Raw genomic sequence first — 16544 nt, 5'->3', positions numbered from 1 at the left:
CATTCAGCATGAACGGGATGCAGACGGCGACTGTGTTTGCGGTGCGACCATGTTCAGCACGGAGGAACATGCCGAGCATGTAGCCGACACCTGGCGTGAGGCTCGCACGGTACAGACCGTTGAAGAACTCGATGCGCTACCGGTCGGGACGATCCTTCGGTGCGGGTATGGGCGCGTGTGGGAGAAGCTCGCCGGTCATCGGCGATTCTCCGGCATGGAGGTCGGCAAGGACCTCGGCGTGCCCGCTCTCGTCGTGTGGACGCCCGAGGACGGTGCGGCATGAGCGGGCAGAACGCGCGGGACGTGATCGCCGAAGCGCTGTACGTGCGCGCCAATCACCCAGTGCCCGAAAACGAGGCGAGGACGGCTTGGCGAGACTACGCCCCAGACAACCTGACCCGGCTCCGGTACCTCCACATGGCGGACGCGGCACTCGACGGACTCACCGCCGCAGACTTCACAGTCGTGGAGCTGCCCGAGCCGAGTCGCACGTACGGCAACCGAGAGGCGAAGTGGACCGACCGGAGTTCGTTCTCGGAGCCGGGATACCTCAAGTGGTCAGTCGGCGTCACGGAAGGCGGTATCCCGTTCGCGTCCGCCCGATCCTTCGCCGACGCGATCAATGTCGCTGACGCGCTCGCGCGAACTGGGACGGTGCACCTGCGCAAGAAGAAGCCTCAAGCAGCCGAGGGGATGATGACCGTCACCCGCACCGAGGAGGGCGTCGAGCCGCCGCTGAACCCCGACTGGTCGCCGCTGGCAAAGCTCCGATGGAAGGCGGCCCTGGTCGCCCTGGACACCGGGCTGAGCGTTCGCGTGCACCACGCGAACGTCACGAATGGTGGTGCCCCGATTCCGGGGTTGTACGGCTTTCTGGTCGGGCAGACCATCTCCGTGTCTGCGTTCAGGTTCGAGGACGCGTGGGCTTTTCTGAACGGCGTCAGTGCCGGGGCACGAGCAGCGAGGCGCCGCGCAGCCGCGCAGCGAGGCCGGCCATGAGACACACGTTCACCTGCCGTCACTGTGGCAAGCCGATCACCGCCCGCATGGGAGTCGGCCGGACGACCGTTTGGGTCCACATCCCGGCTCGCGGCGGCGCGTACTACCAGCGCTGCGAGGGCACCACCACCGCCGAGCCGAAGGAGGGCTGATCAATGGATCTTAAGCACTACCCCGCTGGCGACGGGCCGTTCACCTTCGACCGGTCACGGACGTACGACCCGACGCGACGCTACGACAAGCCGGACGGGCTCTGGGTCTCAGTCAAGGGCGACGACGACTGGCAGCAGTGGACTCAGCGCGAAGAGTTCTCCGTCGACTCGACGGTCGACGAGAACGAGCACACCGTCACCCTCGCCGACACTGCCCAGCTGCTGACCGTCGGAACGGTCGCCCACATCGACGCATTCACGGCTGAGTACGGGCTCCCGGGCCTCGCGTACGACATCCCTGACGGGTGGCGCATCGACTGGCCACGCCTGGCCCGCGAGTACGACGGCATCATCATCGCGCCCTACCAGTGGCGGCGGCGCAACAACCTGTCCACTTTCTGGTACGCGGGCTGGGACTGCGCATCGGGCTGCATCTGGAACCTCGACGCGATCGCTGCCGTCGTCACGCCTGAGCAGGTGGCAGCATGAAGCCGCTCACCGCCGACGAGGCCGCCGCGATCTGGTGGGGAATCAGCGGCCAAGCGCTCGCTGCTCTGGTTGCAGCGCCTGACTCAACGATCGAGCAGATCAAGAACACTCATGTCAGCGGCGGCGATATCTTCGGCGGCTACCAGGTCACCAGGACGCATCTCGTCTACACGTGGCACTCGGTCGACATCAGGAGACAACTGCACTGCCCGATGCACCACCGGCGTGAACAGCAGGTGGCCGCGCCTGGCGATCTGCAACCCCGACGACAAGCAGACCGGTCACCACGACCACTGGGAGCGCGTCGGCACCCACCGCACCGCGTCGATCAGCTTCACCCGACTCACCGCATGGGCCAGCGGCCTTCCCGACGACGTCGTCGCGCCGATCAAGGCGACGACGCACGAGCAACGGGTGCAGATATGCGTCGGAGACGACCACTGGCTGCGCGTCAGGCTCCTCGGGCCGCCGGAGTATCCGGTCTCGCCGATCGTGCGCCGCAACGATGCGGCCGCCGTCGGTGACCAGTACGTGCTCTTCGGGGGTGCGGCATGACCGAGTCGGTACGCGCCAAGGCCCGCCGCCAGATCCGCGTCGGTGAGCTCGCCGCAGCGGGGCTGCCTGCCGCCGCGATCGCGGCCACCATGCATGTGCCGTTCGAGGTCGTCATGAAGGACCTCGTCGACATGGAAATCATCGCCGGACCGCCGACTGGCCGGCCACGGAAGGAGGGATAGGCCATGGCACGCGACTACGCACAGATCCGGCTCGACATCTGGGGTGATGACGAGTGGCGCAAGCTCACGCCGGGCGCCCAACACCTCTACTTCGCCCTACTGACGTCGCCGACGATGACCTATTGCGGCGTCGTCGACTGGCGTCCAGGACGAATCGCAGCGGGCGCCGCGGGATGGAGCGCTATGGCTGTGCGCGCCGCCGCGGCTGAGCTGATCGACGGGCTGTTCATTGTTGTCGACGAGGACACCGAGGAGGCACTGATCCGGTCGTTCGTGAAGCACGACGGCCTCCTGCGCAACCCGAAGGTGAGTGTCTCGATGGCCAACGCATTTGCCGCCGTGGCGTCCTCGACCCTGCGCGGGGTGATCGTCCATCAGCTCCACCGACTCCGCGACGCACAGCCTGATCTGAAGGCGTGGGGAGTCGAGAAGGTCACCGAAATCCTCGACCGCGAGAGCATCGATCCGTCATCGCTTCTGGACGAGTTGGGGGAAGGCTTCGGGGTCGAAGATGGGGACGCTTACCCCGAGGGTCAAGGGGACCATTTGGGGGAACGTTACCCCCTAGGTTTGGGGGAAGGTTTACCCCACCATTTACCCCAAGGTTTAGGGGAAGGTTTGGGGGTCACTCAGGGTGAAACCGACCCCCAAGGTTTAGGGGTCGACTCCCTACCAGCTCCTGCTCCAGCTCCTACAGCCAGCTCCATAGTGGGTGGTTACGTAACTGGGGAACGGCACTTGGAATCGGACACCGACCGCGACGACCCCCCACCCCGAAATTGCCCCGATCATCTCGGTGACCCGAACCCGCCGAACTGCCGCGCTTGCGGCGAGGCCCGGCAGCGGCTCGAGGCATGGCAGGCCCGGCGGGCGGAACTGGCCAACGAAGCCCGCAAGGCCGATCTCCAGCGCCAGGCCGAGGTCGAGCGCGCTGCGATCGATCGGTGCGATCTCTGCAACGACGACGGCTACCGCGGTGGTCGGGTCTGCGACCACGACCCCGAGGCCGACGAGCGCAACGCTCGTGGCATCGCCGCGGCCCGCGAAGCGCTCGCCGCCCGCAAGCGGAGCGATCGCAGTGCCTGATCGCAAGACCACCGCCGAGCGGCGCCGCGAGGCCGCCGCCGCCCGCCGCCGCGAGATCGCCGCCTGCGGCCGATGCGACCCGAATGGCTGGCTGATCATCGCCGGTCGCGCCCATCGCTGCACTCACCGAGAGGACCAGAGCCATGCCTGACCGCGACTTCCTCGATCATCTCGACGATTTCCTCGACGAGACCGACGAGCCCGAGCCTGCGGTGTCGGATCGCTGCCCGCACTGTCACCGCGATTGGCACGGCCTGGCGATCACCGAGCGGATGGATCAGATGCGCCGCGAGTACGGCCGGATGGCGTCCGAGCGTGAGCGCCAGGGCGGCGAGATCGAGTACGCCACCAGCGCGATCCTCGGCGATTACCGCTACGACGAGGACGATTCGGCGGTGCTCTGCCCGGGCTCGACGTTCATCGGGCCGCGCGCACCCCGACCAGGTGAGAACAGGCGGAGTCAGACACCCTGGGAGGGTTGGCCGACCGCGCGGGATTACCTGGCCGCACGCTACGGCGACGACGGCGGCCCGCTCCGAGCCGGAGCGACGCCGGTCTCGTCCGCGCAGTGGTGGCGCTGCGAGAACCCGAACAACGAGCTCGAGTGGGAGGTCACCAGAGAATCCGGCCGTGAACGCGACTGGCTCGGCTACACCGTCGGACCGACACACTTCACGGCGACGCTGATCGTGCGACGCAGCGCGGACGCTCCACCGATCTGCCTCATCGATCTGCGTACCGACCCGGGCAACGGAAACTACATTCGCATCGAACGACCCGATCTCGAGTCGGCACCGACGGCCGTGGAGATCTATGCGACGTCGCCGCCGCCGGAGATCACCGGCACCTGGCTGGACCGCGACGGGAACCCGCCGCCGCCATGGCAGGTCGCTCACCGCTTCGAGGTCGGCCAGACCGTCGCGTTCGAGGGACCTCGCGGCCAGATCTACACCGGCGTCATCACGGGAGAGGAACCACGCGACGACGATTACCGAGAGCTGACCTTCCAGATGTACCCCCGCAGCGAGCGCTGGCGCCGCGAACTCGGCGCGTTGTTCGGCCTGGGCATCGGTAGTCAGACGCAGGAGGGCGGCCAGTGAGCGCCGTCGTCGGACTCGACCCGAGCCTGGTCTCGGCTGGTATCGCGATACTCGGCGCAGACGGATCAGCGCGCACCTGGTCGGTCGGCCACACCGGCACTGACGGCGCGAGTTGGGCCGACCGTTCGGACCGGATCGTCGCGCAGACGCGCCTGGTGCTGCGCCAGATCCCCGTCGACGCCGCGCTCGTCGTCATCGAGGACATGCCGTCGCACATGCGACCCCAGCCCGGCCTGGGCGACCGCTGGGCACTCTGGTGGGGCCTGTACTCGGCGATCCGTGCCCGTCAGACGCCGATCGCCGTCGTGAATCCGAAGACTCGCGCCAAGTGGGCGACCGGCAACGGCAACAGCGACAAGCGCGCCGTGCTCGCCGCGGTCCGGGCTGATTGGTCCCAGGTGCGGATCCCGAACGACGACTGCGCGGACGCGCTGACCATGGCCGCAATGGGAGCGCTCCACCTCGGCCGAGAGCTTCCGTTCGAAGTCCGACGTCGGCATCACGCGGGAATCGAGAACATCACCTGGCCCGAGGAGGCGACGCCCCGATGACCCGCGGCGAACACGCCGACTACGCCCGCGCGTATCGGATCATCACCGGGAGGACGACCCAGATCACCGTGCCGCCGGCGCTGATCGGCCACCTGTGGCAGGCGGGTGGCGATACCGTCCGGGCGCTCCTGTCGGTCGCCGTCGATCCGCAGGCACTAGAGGCATGCAGGCGCATCGTCACCGATGGAATCGCCGTCGGCCAAGGCTCTGGTCGACCACTGACGCCGAACAGGGAGGCTGATCGATGAACCCGTCACCGTGCCAGCACTGTGGGGCTCGCACTGAGATGTGGATCTGCAACTCGTGCACCGCGACGCTGCGTCAGACCGTCGAGCAACTGCCGTGGCTGGCCAACCAGCTCGCGCTCACGTTCGCGCGCCAGAGCCGCCTCACGCCTGCGCCGAGTGCGGCTCGTCGGCGTCCAGTGAGCGAGGACGACGAGGAGTCGCCGCTGCCGTTCGTTCCCGCCGCACGTGACCGATACGACGAGATCCGGACAGTGCTGGTGCGGTGGGTGCGCGACCTGTGCGAGCAGATCGGGATCGAGTTCACCGGCAGCGAACCGGCGACGATCGCCGACCTGTCGGCGTGGCTGCTCGCTCACCTGGACCGCCTGATCACCAGCGAGGACGCGGGCCTGGCGCTCGGCGAGCTCGTCGACGTTGCCGAGCGCGGCATCGCCGCGATCAACCGGCCGGTCCCACCGGTCTACCGCGGTCCGTGCCCGGCGGTCGTCGGTACCGACCAGCGCGGTCGGCCGATCACCTGCGGGGTCCCGCTCTACGCTCAGCGCACCGAAACCGAGGGCGGCGTGACCGTCGGCGCCGACATGGTCACGTGCGTGCGGTGCGGCACCACGCACGACGGGCGCGCGCTCGAGCAGAAGCTGCTGGCCAAGATGAGTGGCTACCTGATGCCGGCCGACGAGATCCTGCGCGTCATGCGCGAGCTCGGCGAACCAGTCGCCAAGAGCACCTGGCACAACTGGCGAGCCAAAGGCAAGATCCAGCCGCGCGCGTGGCGGCACCGCGGACGGATCGTGAACTATTGGCTCACGTCCGAGGACGAGAAGCTCTACAGGCTCGACGACGTGCGGGCACTGCGAGAAGCGGGCATGGCCGCCACTACGGCCCGTATGTGACCGCAGTCAGCTCGCCTTCATGTGCGCTTCCAGAATTCGGCGCACGAGCTTCGAGGTACCGATGCCGGCGGCCTTCGCCTCGGCATCAAGAGCGTCCTTCACCGATGCGGGAACGCGGACGTTCAGCACGGGGGAGTGGGCCTTGCCGCCGCTGAGGGACTTGCCGCCGGGCACCAGGTTCGATGCTCGCCGCCGAGCCGCGCCCTCGGCCCATGCGGCGTCGTCCTCGGCGTCGGCCTCGGTGTAGCGCTCGCCGTTGACCCGGACCTCCTCGGCGTCGAGGTCAACATTCTCGATGGTCGAGCCCTTGCGCTCAACCCGATCCTTGTCGTTCATGACTGCTCCTTGCGGTAGTGGGTGGGCATGCAGTGGAAGATGATGGCCAGGTCAGCCGGGTCTTCGATCGACGGGCGGATGCCGATCTCCAACTCGACGCCGCGATCGTCAGTCGCGATGATCAGCTGCGCGCCGTTGTCGCGCTGCTCGACAACGGTGGCCGTCTCGCTCTGCAGCGCGGCGATGATGTGCGCGTTGCCGATCCGGTGGCGGCGGGCTGATCGGGAGACTTTGTATCGCATGCATCTAGTATGTCATACATACCCGAGAATTGCAACGAGTATGTATGACATACTAGGGATGGTACGGGGCGCGGGCACGCGACGGAAGAGCCTGTTTGAAACCCCAGGTCAGGGGGGTTAGACTCTGAATCGCAGTACAACAGTGCTGCCCAAAAGGCTCGTGCTCCCGCACGGGCCTTCGTCGTTTCGCCGATCGTCGCGCCCCGTCAACTGGGATCTGATCCGATCTGCTCACTCAGCAAGCGCCGCCACCGCCCGCCGAAGCGCACCGCGCATCGCAACCTCGGTGGCACATACCCATGACGCCCGCCTCTCGTTACAGGGCCGAGGTGGTTGCTGCGGGGCGCGACGCCGGCGGGGCCTAGCCTGTCGAGGGGAGCGTGTCGTGAACGCCATGCGCGCTTGGTCCATAGTGGTCGGCGGCGTCACCGGCTACGAACTGTGGTGCGTGGCAACCGGTAACGACGAACAGTTGCTCTCGCGCGGCATCGAGCGCGCTCGGGCATCGAGCCCGGCGGCCAACGCCGCCATCCTGTTCGCCATCGGCGCGACCGCGCTACACCTGGCTGGACTCGTACCACGTCGACTCGACGTGTACGTACTCGCTCGCTCATGACCAAGAAGCCATCGGCACACCGTCGAGGCCTCGGATACCAACACCGCAAGAACCGCGACAGCCTGCTCAGTAGGCACGTCGACGGCTCGCCGTGCTGGTGGTGCGGACAGCCCATGTGGCGCGACCCGACACGAAACTTCGACGCCGCGCCGCTCGAGGCCGATCACTCACAGTCCCGGAAAGCTCAGCGCGCCGCCGGCATCGCGGTGTCGGCCTTGCGCAAGGCTGACCGGCTACTGCACCACACGTGTAACCGGCAGCGTGGGGACGGGTCTAGGGACGCGCTGCGTCCCGCTGTGACCGGGGCGTGGCCGGGGGAGGAGCCCGCCGACCCACTCGGCGTCCGGGCCATGCCCTGGCCCGCCCTCGGCGCCGGGGCCGGAAATATTCCGGCACCCCCCTCAGCGAGACTCCGCCGGTAGTCTCGCTTTTCTCTCTCCCCGGCCTGGGAAAACAGGCCGGGGAGCCGCGTAATGCGCGCCTACCGACCTCGTGCAGCCTTGTCGGGTCGCCGGTCGCCGCGATGCGCGCGTCTAGTCCAGGAGTCCGGATGAGCGACGACATCCTCGCCGGTACCGAGTCCGTGAACGCCGTCGACCGCGCCGCGCTCGAGGCATTCGCGGGGCAGGCCGATCGGATGCGCCAGGCCCGCGAGCAGATCGACAAAGACGGCCTGTTCATCACCCGCAACGGCGTGAGCGTGCCGCACCCGGCCCTGGAGATCGAACGGGCGGCCTCGCGCGAGATGCGCGGCTGGGAGACTGCCCGCCCCGACCTGTTCGCCTGGCGGATGGCGATGAGTTCCACAGACGGAGGTGGTGACGATGGCGGCGACGCTGACACCTCCCTCGACGACGAGCTCGCCCAAGCGCGGGCTGCTCGGACAGCGCACTCCTAGGGTCTTCCACCGTCCGGCCGGCGCAACCGACTACAGCCGCGGCGAGAAGGCCCTCGACATCGCGTTCATGGCCGATGCGACGCTGCTCGGTTGGCAGGAGGACGTGGTCCGCGAGGGCATGGCGCGTGACGCGTCGGGCCGGTGGGCCGCCGCCGAGGTTGGCATCGAGGTCTCACGCCAGAACGGCAAGACGGCCTCGATCGAGGTCGTCGAGCTCGCCTGGATGATCACCGAGCCGGGCGTGCACATCCTGCACACCGCGCACGAGTTCCAGACGGCCATGGAGTCGATGGACCGCCTGCACAACCTGATCCTGTCGCACCCGAAGCTGGAGAATCAGGTGCTGTCGGTCAAGACCTCGAACGGCAAGGAGCGGATCAAGCTCAAGAACGGCAGCGAGATCCGCTACCGCACTCGAACGAAATCCGGCGGACGCGGATTCTCGGTCGACCGGCTGGTCATCGATGAGGCGATGATCTGGTCGAAGGCGAGCCAGGCTGCGATCCGTCCACTGTTGACGACCGCGAAAGATCCGCAGATCTGGTACCTCGGGAGCGCAGCGGATGCGAACGTGCACGAGCACTGCGGAAAGTGGGCGAGCCTGCGCCGCGCAGCGATGTCGGAGAAGCCTCCGGCGCGGCTGCTGTGGATGGAATGGTCGGCACCCGAGCCTCCGGAGCCGACCGGCGACGAGCTGGCCGACGCACTAGCCCGCACACAGTGGCGCGAGGACCGCGAGAACTGGGCGATCGCGAACCCGAGCATGGGCCGCGAGGTCGCGCCGGGGCACGTCCTGGTGACCGAGGAGTACATCGAGGAGGAGCTCGAAGGGTTCCGCAATGCGCTCGACGAGTGGGAGATCGAGCGCCTGGCACTGGGGCGCTGGCCTGCCGATGCGTCGGCGCACGAGCCCATCATCAACGCCGATAGCTGGTCGGACATGACGAACCTGCATCCCTCTCTGGTCGGACCCGTCGTGATCGGGCTGGCGCTGTCCCCAGACCGTCGCCGCTGGGCGATCGCCGCGGCGCAGGGCACCGCCGAGCACCGCACGCACGTCGAAATCGGGGCGTTCCAGCCCGCTACGCACGCCGAACTGGTCGAGTTCGTCTATCTGATTGTCGAGGCCTGGGACCCGGCCGCCGTCGTGATCGATTCCCGGTCGCCGGCCGCGGTCATCGAGTCGAAGCTCATCAACGCCGGGATCGAACCCGAGATGGCCACGACGCCGCAGATCGCGCGCTGGTCGGGCGGGTTCCTCGACGACGCATTGGCCGGACTGCTCTCGCACACCGGCCAGCAGCCACTGACTGACGCGGTCGCCACCGTCGCGATGAAGACCCTGCCGCAGGGCGACTTCACCTGGGTCCGCGCGATGGACGGCTCGACCGCCCCGATCGAGGCCACCACGCTCGCGCACGGCGGCCTCGTCGAGTTCGGCGGACGCGCGCAGGTCGACCGACCCCTGCCGTCGAGTGGTCCCAAGGACACCGTTCGAGGGCTCCCGCGCCGCAGCGGCGAGCTCGACGTACTGACCACGGCGTTCTGACGAGAGGAGGCACTGACGCATGACCGAGATCTCGACCCGGCCCAAGGCCGCGCTGCGTGAGCGCGGCTACGTGACCGACACTGCGGGCCTGACGGACTTCTCGCAGTGGGAGCACTTCGAACGCGTCCCCGACCTGCAGTGGCCGGCGTCGATCCAGACCTACTCGCGGATGGAGCGCGAGGACTCTCGCGTCTCGTCGTTGATCGCCGCAATCTGCCTCCCGATCAGGCGCACGCCGTGGCGAATCGAGTCCAATGGTGCGCGCGACGAAGTCACCGAGGCCGTCGCTCGCAATCTGCGTCTACCGATTGCGGGCGGTGACGATCTGGACCTACCGGGCCGCTCCAAAGGTCGGTTCTCATGGCAGAACCACCTGCAACAAGCGCTGACCATGCTCGTCTACGGGCACTCGGTCTTCGAGCAGATCTACCGGATCGACGATGACGGCCGGGCATGGCTGCGCAAGCTCGCCCCCCGTCCTCAGCGGACGATATCGGCGTGGAACGTCGCACTCGACGGAGGCCTGACCTCGATCGAGCAGATGGCACCAGCCTCGACGGCGAAGGTCATGTACGGGCCGAAGCCGCTCACGATCCCGATTGATCGCCTCGTGGTCTACAGCCGGGACATGGAGCCAGGCATGTGGATCGGCAAGTCGCTCCTGCGCCCGAGCTACAAGCACTGGATCCTGAAGGACGAACTGATCAGGTATCAGGCCGTCGCGATCCGCCGCAACGGTATGGGTGTGCCGATCGGAACTGCACCGGAGAATGCGACCCAGGAAGAGGTCGACGAGCTCGCACAGATCGCACAGTCCTACCGCGGCGGCGACAATGCGGGCGCCGCCCTGCCCGCGGGGTCGAAGCTGGAGCTACTGGGAGTGCAGGGCAACCTGCCCGACATCCAGCAGGCGATCGCCTACCACGACAACATGATCGCGATCGCCGGACTCGCACATTTCCTCAACCTCAGCGGCGGCGGCTCGTATGCCCTTGCCAGCGTGCAGGCCGACACCTTCGTCCAGTCCGTGCAGACCTTCGCCGAATCGGTCCGAGACATTGCCACCGCGCACATCGTCGAGGATCTGGTCGACGTGAACTGGGGGCCGGACGAGCAGGCTCCCCGGATCGTGTTCGACGAGATCGGCTCCCGCCAGGATGCGACGGCAGCAGCGCTGAAGATGCTCGTCGACGCCGGGCTGCTGTCGCCGGACGTGCTGGTTGAGCAGACCGTGCGTCAGCGGATGGGATTCCCCGCCAAGCCGCCGGCTAAGGAGGCAGAACCGACCGTGCCTGCGGCACCGACGCCCATGTCCGGCGGCGCTGTCGGACCAGTCGAACAGGGTCAGCTGTGGTAGAGATTCCGGACGCGCCGGTCCTGGCGACGATTCCGCGCGTCGAACTCGGTTCGGTCGGAACCTGGGACATCAGCAACATCGCGGGCTGGCACCCGACCGCCGACGACTTTGCTTCCGCCGTCGCTGCACTCGATTGCCCTGCGGTGCGCCGCCCTGTCCTGAAGTTGGGGCACTCCGATGGTCCCGGCGATCCGGCGATCGGCGTCATCGACAACCTCGCAGTCACTGACGAGGGCCAGACGCTCGTCGGCGACTTCGTCGGAGTCCCGAGCTGGCTCGCCGCCGCAGATGACGAGGGGCGATCGGTCATCGCCTCGGCCTACCCCGACCGCTCCGGCGAGTGGGAACACAACTACGTCTGCCAGCTCGGCCACACACACCCGTTCGTGCTTCATGCGATGGCGCTGCTCGGCGTCGTGCGACCGGGAATCGGAACCCTCGAATCGCTCTACGACCTCTACGCGAAAGCGCCACAACCAGAGGAGAAGCCCATGACATCGGCAGTGATGACGTCGGTGACCATCGACCAAGTCCGGTCTGCGTACTACAACGGTCCGGCCGCGGCGAACTACGCGCTCTGGATCCGCGAAATGCTGATCGACCCGCCTGTGCTGATCGTCCAGAACGACCAGAACGACAGCCTGCTCAAGGTGCCCTACAGCGTCGTCAACGACGAGGTCACCTTCGGCGAGGCGGTACCGGTGAAGGTCGAGTACATCGACGAATCCGCGCCTGACCCCGAGCCTGCCGCCGACGACGACGCGACTGTCGCCGCCTCGGCACCCCGAGCTGCTCGATTCGCTTCGCGGACCGAGTCTCGTCCTGGCCGACCGGCCGGGACGCCACCCCGGCCCGCCGCGCAAGCGGATGAGGCGACCACAGAAGGAGGTTCGAGCGTGGAGATCACGAACGAACAGCTGGCGGCTCTCCGCACGGCCCTCGGGCTCGCGGACGACGTCGACCTCGACGGCATCATCACCGCCGTCCAGGAACTCGCGAAGAAGTCCGAAGACGCCGAGTCCGACGGCGGAACCCCCGCCGCCGCATCGACCGCGCCACTGCCCGACGGTGTCGTCGCAGTCGATGCCGGACGCCTCGCGACCCTCGAGGCGAACAGCGCCCGGTTCGCCGAGCACCTGGAGGACGAGCGCAAGCGCCACATCGAAGCCAAGCTCGATGCCGCAATCGCCGAGGGTCGGATCACCCCGGCCAATCGCGAGACCTGGCGCAAGACGTTCGAAGCCAACGCCGACCAGGCCGCCGAGCTCCTCGCTTCGATGGCACCGAACTCGGCGGTCCCGGTCGGTGAACTGGGGCACTCCACCGAGCCTGCCGACACCACCGACGTCCGCGAGGACGACAAGTTCAAGAATTGGAGCCTCTGATGAGCGGCATCGCACAGGTCACCAAGGGTGGCCCGAAGACCTTCACCCCGGCCGAGGGGGAGGTGATCACCGGTGGACAGGTCGTGGAAGCCCGCGACGGCGGCCGGATCGGCGTCGCCGGCGCCGGGAGTGTCACCGTCCTCGGTGTCGCGCTGACTGACGCGCTCTCGCCCGAGGGATTCCCCGGAGAGAACGGTACGGACGCGCTCGGCCGACCGGTTGTGTCCGCGGTGGCCGTGCCGACCAACGTGGCCGTCGCCTACGGCGCGACTGAGGTCAAGGTCACCTACGCCGAAGCCGCCAAGTTCGGCGACAAGCTCGTCGCCGCGGCCAACGGCGCCGTAACTCCGGCAGCCGACGAGGGCGGCGTCGATGCCCGCGCGATTGTCGGCACCTGCACCGAACCCGGCGGGGTGGCCTCCGGCTCTGTCGGCCTGATCCGTCTCGCCTGAGACCCACCAAACACCGAAAGGACATCAGATGCCCACCAACATCGTGAGCGTCAGCGACGGGTCTCGCCTGACCGTCTCGGACCTCGTCAAGAACCCGCTGTTCATCCCGACGAAGCTGAAGGAACTGATCGAGAATCAGTTCATCAGCGAGGCTCTGCTGCGCAATGGCGGCAAGAACGACGCCGGCGTCGTCGCGTTCCGCGAAGGTGACCCGACGTTCCTCGACGACGACGTCCAGGACGTCGCCGAGTTCGGCGAGATCCCGGTCAGCACGGGCAAGCTCGGCCTGCCGCGCACCGCATTCGCCACCAAGAAGGCGCTCGGCGTCCGCGTCTCCAAGGAGATGAAGGACGAGAACAACATCGACGCCGTCAATAAGCAGATGATCGGCCTGCGCAACACCTTCGTCCGCGCCAACGATCGCGGCGCCAAGGCGCTGCTGCAGTCGTCGAGCGTCCCGACCATGCCGGTCAGCGCAGCCTGGGACGCTGCCGGCGGCAAGCCTCGCACAGACCTGGCTCGGGCCATCGAGGCGATCTCCACTGCCGCGCCCGATGAGGCCTCCGAGGACGAGTACTACGGCTTCGAGCCGGACACGCTCGTCGTCCACCCAGGCCTGCTCGCAACCCTGATGGACAACGAGCAGATCCTCAAGGTCTACCAGGGCAACGTTGCCAACGAGTCGATCGCGTACACGGGCGCAATCCCGGGAACGATCCTGGGACTCAACGTGATCAAGTCGCGCACGTTCCCTGCCGACAGGGCACTGATTCTGGAGCGAGGCACTGTCGGCTTCTACAGCGACACTCGGCCGTTGCAGTTCACCGCGCTCTACCCCGAGGGCAACGGCCCGAACGGTGGTCCGACGGAGACCTGGCGCAGCGACGCCTCGCACAAGCGGGCCATGGGCCTCGATCAGCCGAAGGCTGCGCTCTGGCTGACCGGACTGGTGACGCCGTGACCCAGTACCGACTGGCCGCGCTCGAGTGGTGGGAGGTTCTCGACGATCCGACCTGCCCCGAGTGCGGCCAGGAGCGCCCCGATCGAACGGTCAGGCGGGTCCGACATCGGCGGGGCGACATCGTCGAAGTCACTGGCTCCGAGGAAGCTCGCCTCCTGGCGGCTGGCGCACTGACGTCACTCGATGACGACACCAGCGCCGAGGAGCCCAGCGGATCCCCACAGACGCCGCCGGCCGATCCGACCGTCGTGCAGCCCGAAGCCCCCGCCGCAAGCGCTCCGGATAAGCCGAAGCACACCGCGACGCGGGCCGCGTGGGCCGAGTACGCGCTCTCGCGCGGGCTCGACCCGGCCGACGTCGAGGACATGACCCGAGCCGAGCTCATCGAGGCTGTCGGATGACCACCGGAGAGGGGGCGCCACCGTTCGTCTCCATCGAAGAGTTCGCCGAACTGTGGCGCCCGCTCTCCGGTGCCGAGAAGGAGTACGGAGCGATCCTGCTGCTCGCCGCGTCGAACTGGATTCGCGAGCACAAGCCCGGCATCCGCGATGACGACCCGGCAGCAAAGACCGTCGTCGTCGAGGTCGTCAAAGCGGTCCTGCTGCCTGGCCAGTGGTCGGGGTACTCGTCGTGGTCGAAGACTGTCGGGCAGCGGACCACGACGGCGACGCTGGCGAACCCGGCTGCCGCGCTGGACTTCACGCCGTGGCTGTCCCTGCTCGGGATCTCCGGCCGCGCGAGACCGGTCGGCAACTTCCCGCGAAACGACTACTGATGATGGACGAGTTCTATGGTCAGCGCGTCTCGATCCTGCGCCCGGCGAAGATCAGCGGGCGCTACGGCGGCGACGAACGACTCAGCTACGACCTCGACGACGGCGCGACGCTGACCGAGGTTCCGTTCGGCGTCGACATGCAGCCGCGCACCGAGCTCGAACTCGGCGCGGACGAGGGCCGCGTCAGTATTCAGATCGGCTACGAACTGCACACCCCGCCTGGCCACGACCTGGACCTGACCGCGACCGACCGAATCGTCTATGCCGGCCGCCACCTCGACGTCGACGGCGACGTCCACCGGTGGCCGTCGGTCGAATACCCCGGCGGCGTCGACCATGTCGAAGTCGCCCTCACCTTCTACGCCGGATAGGAGCCTGCCATGCGTAGTTCGGCCTCCACTCACGAGCCGCGCCAATTCTCCGCCTGGTCCGTGTGTCCGGGCTGCGGCGCGGTCGACGCCCACGGCTGGGAACTGCCTCCCGAGGTCGACACCTCGATCCCCGCTGGTCAGGCATCGCACTTCGAGGACACTGCCGATGTTCAGGTATGGGCTGGCCAGATCGCGCGCGTCAATCCGATCGACCTGCGCTACCGCGTCGACCAGTCGACCTGCGAAGTCGTGCGCTGCTGCCGTCAGTGCGGCGAGATGTGGCCGGAGGGCTGAGATGCACCACGACCCCGTCGGGCTCATCCTCGACTACGCGCGTGACGCGATCGTCTTCGACGGCGACGACCTGCCGTTCCCGCTCTCGCAGATCCAGATCAAGGTCATCCAGGAGAACGACCGCGCGGTCGCCGTCCTCACGCTCGAAGTCGACGCAATGCGGATCATCCCGCCACCCGAACCCGAGCCCGTCGAGCCGGAATCTGTGCCGACGCCGGTCGAAGCGTTCGAAGAGAAGCTCGCAAGGATCGCGCGCCGTGGCCAGTAGTGACAAGGTCATCGTCGACCTGGACCTCGACGAGCTGTTCAAGCAGATGAACGAGACCAGCCAGGTCAACGCAGGACTGCTCAAGCGCGCCACCACGATCGCTGCGCGTGCACGCCGCCTCGACGCCTCCGAGGGCAAAGGAACGGCCAAGATCGAGATCACCGAGCACTGGATGCGCAACGGACGCCTCGTCTACCACGTCACCTCAGACGACGTCGAAGGCGAGTACGGCACCAGCCGGGCCGCACGGCGGCGCACACTGCGACGGGCGGCCGGCCGGTGAGCAACGACCCCCTTGCCGACGTCATCGCCTACGTCGAGCCGCGCCTGCCGGACTGCTACGTCGCCGACGAAGCGCCACCCGAGACAGCCTTCGAGAAGCGTCTGCCGGTCGTGCTCATCCGCGACCTGCCCGGCGGCGTCGACGACATGCCCTGGCAGTCGGCGTTCGGAGCCCTCACCGAGGTCTTCGCATTCGACGTCGACGTGTACGCGGCACGGCGCGAGGACTGCCGCGCGATCTCGCGCAAACTCCGCCGAATCCTGGCCGCGATGATCCTCGATCCCAACGTCGCCGCACGCTCGGTGACCGAGGTTGTCGGGTTCGCCCGTCGCCCTGACCACAACAAGTACATCGTCCGCGATGGCGCCGAGTACGAGCTACGCCGACCATATGTGACCTAGCGGCGAAACCGTTTCACGCGGTTGTCACACCCGAACCCCCAAGGACGCCTTGGGGGTTCGCTGCATTCCACGGGCCTGCCAGCACCGTTCCGCAGCTCTCC

Annotated in this window: 28 protein-coding genes; 26 read left to right on the top strand and 2 right to left on the bottom strand. The window is 67.6% G+C overall.

Translation table 11 applies throughout. The features are described from left to right. Positions 1-49 precede the first annotated feature (49 nt). The 12 genes from Y710_RS16165 to Y710_RS16120 all read left to right on the top strand — a co-directional run bounded on the left by Y710_RS16165 (position 50) and on the right by Y710_RS16120 (position 6255). Positions 50-283 (top strand): hypothetical protein, encoded by a 234-nt coding sequence (locus Y710_RS16165; RefSeq protein WP_156479466.1) that lies wholly within the window; start codon positions 50-52, stop codon positions 281-283. Continuing rightward, positions 280-999, top strand: a complete 720-nt coding sequence (locus Y710_RS16160; RefSeq protein ID WP_062367927.1) for a hypothetical protein — start codon at positions 280-282, stop codon at positions 997-999. Before Y710_RS16165 ends, Y710_RS16160 begins: the two co-directional genes overlap by 4 nt. After that, entirely contained in the window at positions 996-1151 is a 156-nt protein-coding gene (locus Y710_RS18800) for a hypothetical protein (protein WP_156479465.1), read from the top strand. The genes Y710_RS16160 and Y710_RS18800 overlap by 4 nt, the downstream gene beginning before the upstream one ends. Before the next feature lie 3 nt (positions 1152-1154). After that, positions 1155-1640 (top strand): hypothetical protein, encoded by a 486-nt coding sequence (locus Y710_RS16155; RefSeq protein ID WP_062367926.1) that lies wholly within the window; start codon positions 1155-1157, stop codon positions 1638-1640. A 225-nt stretch (positions 1641-1865) separates the two neighbouring features. After that, on the top strand, positions 1866-2195 hold the full coding sequence (locus Y710_RS16150) for a hypothetical protein (protein ID WP_062367925.1): 330 nt from the start codon (positions 1866-1868) through the stop codon (positions 2193-2195). Next, entirely contained in the window at positions 2192-2377 is a 186-nt protein-coding gene (locus tag Y710_RS16145; protein ID WP_062367924.1) for a hypothetical protein, read from the top strand. The genes Y710_RS16150 and Y710_RS16145 overlap by 4 nt, the downstream gene beginning before the upstream one ends. A 3-nt stretch (positions 2378-2380) precedes the next feature. Beyond that, a complete protein-coding gene (locus Y710_RS16140; RefSeq protein WP_062367923.1) occupies positions 2381-3463 on the top strand; it encodes a hypothetical protein in 1083 nt (360 codons plus the stop codon). After that, positions 3456-3614, top strand: a complete 159-nt coding sequence (locus Y710_RS18795) for a hypothetical protein (RefSeq protein WP_156479464.1) — start codon at positions 3456-3458, stop codon at positions 3612-3614. Before Y710_RS16140 ends, Y710_RS18795 begins: the two co-directional genes overlap by 8 nt. After that, positions 3607-4563, top strand: coding sequence for a hypothetical protein (locus tag Y710_RS18970; protein WP_062367922.1), 957 nt, complete (start codon positions 3607-3609; stop codon positions 4561-4563). Before Y710_RS18795 ends, Y710_RS18970 begins: the two co-directional genes overlap by 8 nt. Further along, a complete protein-coding gene (locus Y710_RS16130; RefSeq protein ID WP_062367921.1) occupies positions 4560-5114 on the top strand; it encodes a hypothetical protein in 555 nt (184 codons plus the stop codon). The genes Y710_RS18970 and Y710_RS16130 overlap by 4 nt, the downstream gene beginning before the upstream one ends. Further along, positions 5111-5362 (top strand): hypothetical protein, encoded by a 252-nt coding sequence (locus Y710_RS16125; RefSeq protein ID WP_062367920.1) that lies wholly within the window; start codon positions 5111-5113, stop codon positions 5360-5362. The genes Y710_RS16130 and Y710_RS16125 overlap by 4 nt, the downstream gene beginning before the upstream one ends. Continuing rightward, on the top strand, positions 5359-6255 hold the full coding sequence (locus Y710_RS16120) for a hypothetical protein (protein WP_156479463.1): 897 nt from the start codon (positions 5359-5361) through the stop codon (positions 6253-6255). The genes Y710_RS16125 and Y710_RS16120 overlap by 4 nt, the downstream gene beginning before the upstream one ends. Before the next feature lie 6 nt (positions 6256-6261). Here Y710_RS16120 and Y710_RS16115 read toward each other — a convergent pair whose 3' ends face one another. Then, complete coding sequence (locus Y710_RS16115) at positions 6262-6591, bottom strand: ribbon-helix-helix protein, CopG family (RefSeq protein WP_062367918.1); 330 nt, start codon at positions 6589-6591, stop codon at positions 6262-6264. After that, on the bottom strand, positions 6588-6833 hold the full coding sequence (locus tag Y710_RS16110; RefSeq protein ID WP_062367917.1) for a hypothetical protein: 246 nt from the start codon (positions 6831-6833) through the stop codon (positions 6588-6590). The genes Y710_RS16115 and Y710_RS16110 overlap by 4 nt, the downstream gene beginning before the upstream one ends. Before the next feature lie 385 nt (positions 6834-7218). On the opposite strand from Y710_RS16110, the gene Y710_RS16105 reads away from it, so the two are divergent. From Y710_RS16105 to Y710_RS16040, 14 genes are all read left to right on the top strand, one after another. Beyond that, positions 7219-7449, top strand: a complete 231-nt coding sequence (locus tag Y710_RS16105; RefSeq protein WP_156479462.1) for a DUF7427 family protein — start codon at positions 7219-7221, stop codon at positions 7447-7449. A gap of 550 nt (positions 7450-7999) precedes the next feature. Further along, positions 8000-8347 carry a P27 family phage terminase small subunit gene (locus tag Y710_RS16100; RefSeq protein WP_062367915.1) on the top strand — a complete coding sequence of 116 codons (348 nt, stop codon included), beginning with the start codon at positions 8000-8002 and terminating at the stop codon, positions 8345-8347. Then, a complete protein-coding gene (locus tag Y710_RS16095; protein ID WP_156479461.1) occupies positions 8274-9896 on the top strand; it encodes a terminase large subunit in 1623 nt (540 codons plus the stop codon). Before Y710_RS16100 ends, Y710_RS16095 begins: the two co-directional genes overlap by 74 nt. A 19-nt stretch (positions 9897-9915) precedes the next feature. Further along, the gene (locus Y710_RS16090; RefSeq protein WP_062367913.1) at positions 9916-11253 is read left to right on the top strand and encodes a phage portal protein family protein; all 1338 of its coding nucleotides are present in this window, start codon (positions 9916-9918) and stop codon (positions 11251-11253) included. Next, a complete protein-coding gene (locus Y710_RS16085) occupies positions 11247-12638 on the top strand; it encodes a phage protease (RefSeq protein ID WP_062367912.1) in 1392 nt (463 codons plus the stop codon). Before Y710_RS16090 ends, Y710_RS16085 begins: the two co-directional genes overlap by 7 nt. Next, positions 12638-13090 carry a hypothetical protein gene (locus Y710_RS16080; RefSeq protein ID WP_062367911.1) on the top strand — a complete coding sequence of 151 codons (453 nt, stop codon included), beginning with the start codon at positions 12638-12640 and terminating at the stop codon, positions 13088-13090. The genes Y710_RS16085 and Y710_RS16080 overlap by 1 nt, the downstream gene beginning before the upstream one ends. A gap of 28 nt (positions 13091-13118) precedes the next feature. Continuing rightward, positions 13119-14051, top strand: a complete 933-nt coding sequence (locus Y710_RS16075) for a phage major capsid protein (RefSeq protein WP_062367910.1) — start codon at positions 13119-13121, stop codon at positions 14049-14051. Continuing rightward, positions 14048-14452 carry a hypothetical protein gene (locus tag Y710_RS16070; protein WP_062367909.1) on the top strand — a complete coding sequence of 135 codons (405 nt, stop codon included), beginning with the start codon at positions 14048-14050 and terminating at the stop codon, positions 14450-14452. Before Y710_RS16075 ends, Y710_RS16070 begins: the two co-directional genes overlap by 4 nt. After that, entirely contained in the window at positions 14449-14826 is a 378-nt protein-coding gene (locus Y710_RS16065) for a hypothetical protein (RefSeq protein ID WP_062367908.1), read from the top strand. The genes Y710_RS16070 and Y710_RS16065 overlap by 4 nt, the downstream gene beginning before the upstream one ends. Further along, on the top strand, positions 14826-15197 hold the full coding sequence (locus tag Y710_RS16060) for a hypothetical protein (RefSeq protein WP_156479460.1): 372 nt from the start codon (positions 14826-14828) through the stop codon (positions 15195-15197). The genes Y710_RS16065 and Y710_RS16060 overlap by 1 nt, the downstream gene beginning before the upstream one ends. A gap of 9 nt (positions 15198-15206) precedes the next feature. Continuing rightward, positions 15207-15491: a hypothetical protein gene (locus Y710_RS16055; protein ID WP_062367906.1), complete on the top strand. Its 285-nt coding sequence runs from the start codon at positions 15207-15209 to the stop codon at positions 15489-15491. A gap of 1 nt (position 15492) precedes the next feature. Continuing rightward, on the top strand, positions 15493-15759 hold the full coding sequence (locus Y710_RS16050) for a hypothetical protein (protein WP_062367905.1): 267 nt from the start codon (positions 15493-15495) through the stop codon (positions 15757-15759). Next, on the top strand, positions 15749-16042 hold the full coding sequence (locus Y710_RS16045; protein WP_062367904.1) for a hypothetical protein: 294 nt from the start codon (positions 15749-15751) through the stop codon (positions 16040-16042). Before Y710_RS16050 ends, Y710_RS16045 begins: the two co-directional genes overlap by 11 nt. Then, entirely contained in the window at positions 16039-16443 is a 405-nt protein-coding gene (locus Y710_RS16040; RefSeq protein ID WP_062367903.1) for a hypothetical protein, read from the top strand. The genes Y710_RS16045 and Y710_RS16040 overlap by 4 nt, the downstream gene beginning before the upstream one ends. Positions 16444-16544 lie beyond the last annotated feature (101 nt).

This window comes from Gordonia sp. QH-12, from assembly GCF_001578675.1.
Taxonomy (GTDB): domain Bacteria; phylum Actinomycetota; class Actinomycetes; order Mycobacteriales; family Mycobacteriaceae; genus Gordonia; species Gordonia sihwensis.
Note: the sequence above shows the minus strand (reverse complement) of the source record. Positions and strands in the feature narration are given on the sequence as shown.

Coding starts and splice junctions, on each gene's coding strand:
- Y710_RS16165 (WP_156479466.1), top strand. CDS start 50: ATGTTCAGCACGGAGGAACATGCCGAGCATGTAGCCGACACCTGGCGT.
- Y710_RS16160 (WP_062367927.1), top strand. CDS start 280: ATGAGCGGGCAGAACGCGCGGGACGTGATCGCCGAAGCGCTGTACGTG.
- Y710_RS18800 (WP_156479465.1), top strand. CDS start 996: ATGAGACACACGTTCACCTGCCGTCACTGTGGCAAGCCGATCACCGCC.
- Y710_RS16155 (WP_062367926.1), top strand. CDS start 1,155: ATGGATCTTAAGCACTACCCCGCTGGCGACGGGCCGTTCACCTTCGAC.
- Y710_RS16145 (WP_062367924.1), top strand. CDS start 2,192: ATGACCGAGTCGGTACGCGCCAAGGCCCGCCGCCAGATCCGCGTCGGT.
- Y710_RS16140 (WP_062367923.1), top strand. CDS start 2,381: ATGGCACGCGACTACGCACAGATCCGGCTCGACATCTGGGGTGATGAC.
- Y710_RS18970 (WP_062367922.1), top strand. CDS start 3,607: ATGCCTGACCGCGACTTCCTCGATCATCTCGACGATTTCCTCGACGAG.
- Y710_RS16125 (WP_062367920.1), top strand. CDS start 5,111: ATGACCCGCGGCGAACACGCCGACTACGCCCGCGCGTATCGGATCATC.
- Y710_RS16120 (WP_156479463.1), top strand. CDS start 5,359: ATGAACCCGTCACCGTGCCAGCACTGTGGGGCTCGCACTGAGATGTGG.
- Y710_RS16115 (WP_062367918.1), bottom strand. CDS start 6,591: ATGAACGACAAGGATCGGGTTGAGCGCAAGGGCTCGACCATCGAGAAT.
- Y710_RS16110 (WP_062367917.1), bottom strand. CDS start 6,833: ATGCGATACAAAGTCTCCCGATCAGCCCGCCGCCACCGGATCGGCAAC.
- Y710_RS16100 (WP_062367915.1), top strand. CDS start 8,000: ATGAGCGACGACATCCTCGCCGGTACCGAGTCCGTGAACGCCGTCGAC.
- Y710_RS16095 (WP_156479461.1), top strand. CDS start 8,274: ATGGCGGCGACGCTGACACCTCCCTCGACGACGAGCTCGCCCAAGCGC.
- Y710_RS16090 (WP_062367913.1), top strand. CDS start 9,916: ATGACCGAGATCTCGACCCGGCCCAAGGCCGCGCTGCGTGAGCGCGGC.
- Y710_RS16080 (WP_062367911.1), top strand. CDS start 12,638: ATGAGCGGCATCGCACAGGTCACCAAGGGTGGCCCGAAGACCTTCACC.
- Y710_RS16075 (WP_062367910.1), top strand. CDS start 13,119: ATGCCCACCAACATCGTGAGCGTCAGCGACGGGTCTCGCCTGACCGTC.
- Y710_RS16065 (WP_062367908.1), top strand. CDS start 14,449: ATGACCACCGGAGAGGGGGCGCCACCGTTCGTCTCCATCGAAGAGTTC.
- Y710_RS16060 (WP_156479460.1), top strand. CDS start 14,826: ATGATGGACGAGTTCTATGGTCAGCGCGTCTCGATCCTGCGCCCGGCG.
- Y710_RS16055 (WP_062367906.1), top strand. CDS start 15,207: ATGCGTAGTTCGGCCTCCACTCACGAGCCGCGCCAATTCTCCGCCTGG.
- Y710_RS16050 (WP_062367905.1), top strand. CDS start 15,493: ATGCACCACGACCCCGTCGGGCTCATCCTCGACTACGCGCGTGACGCG.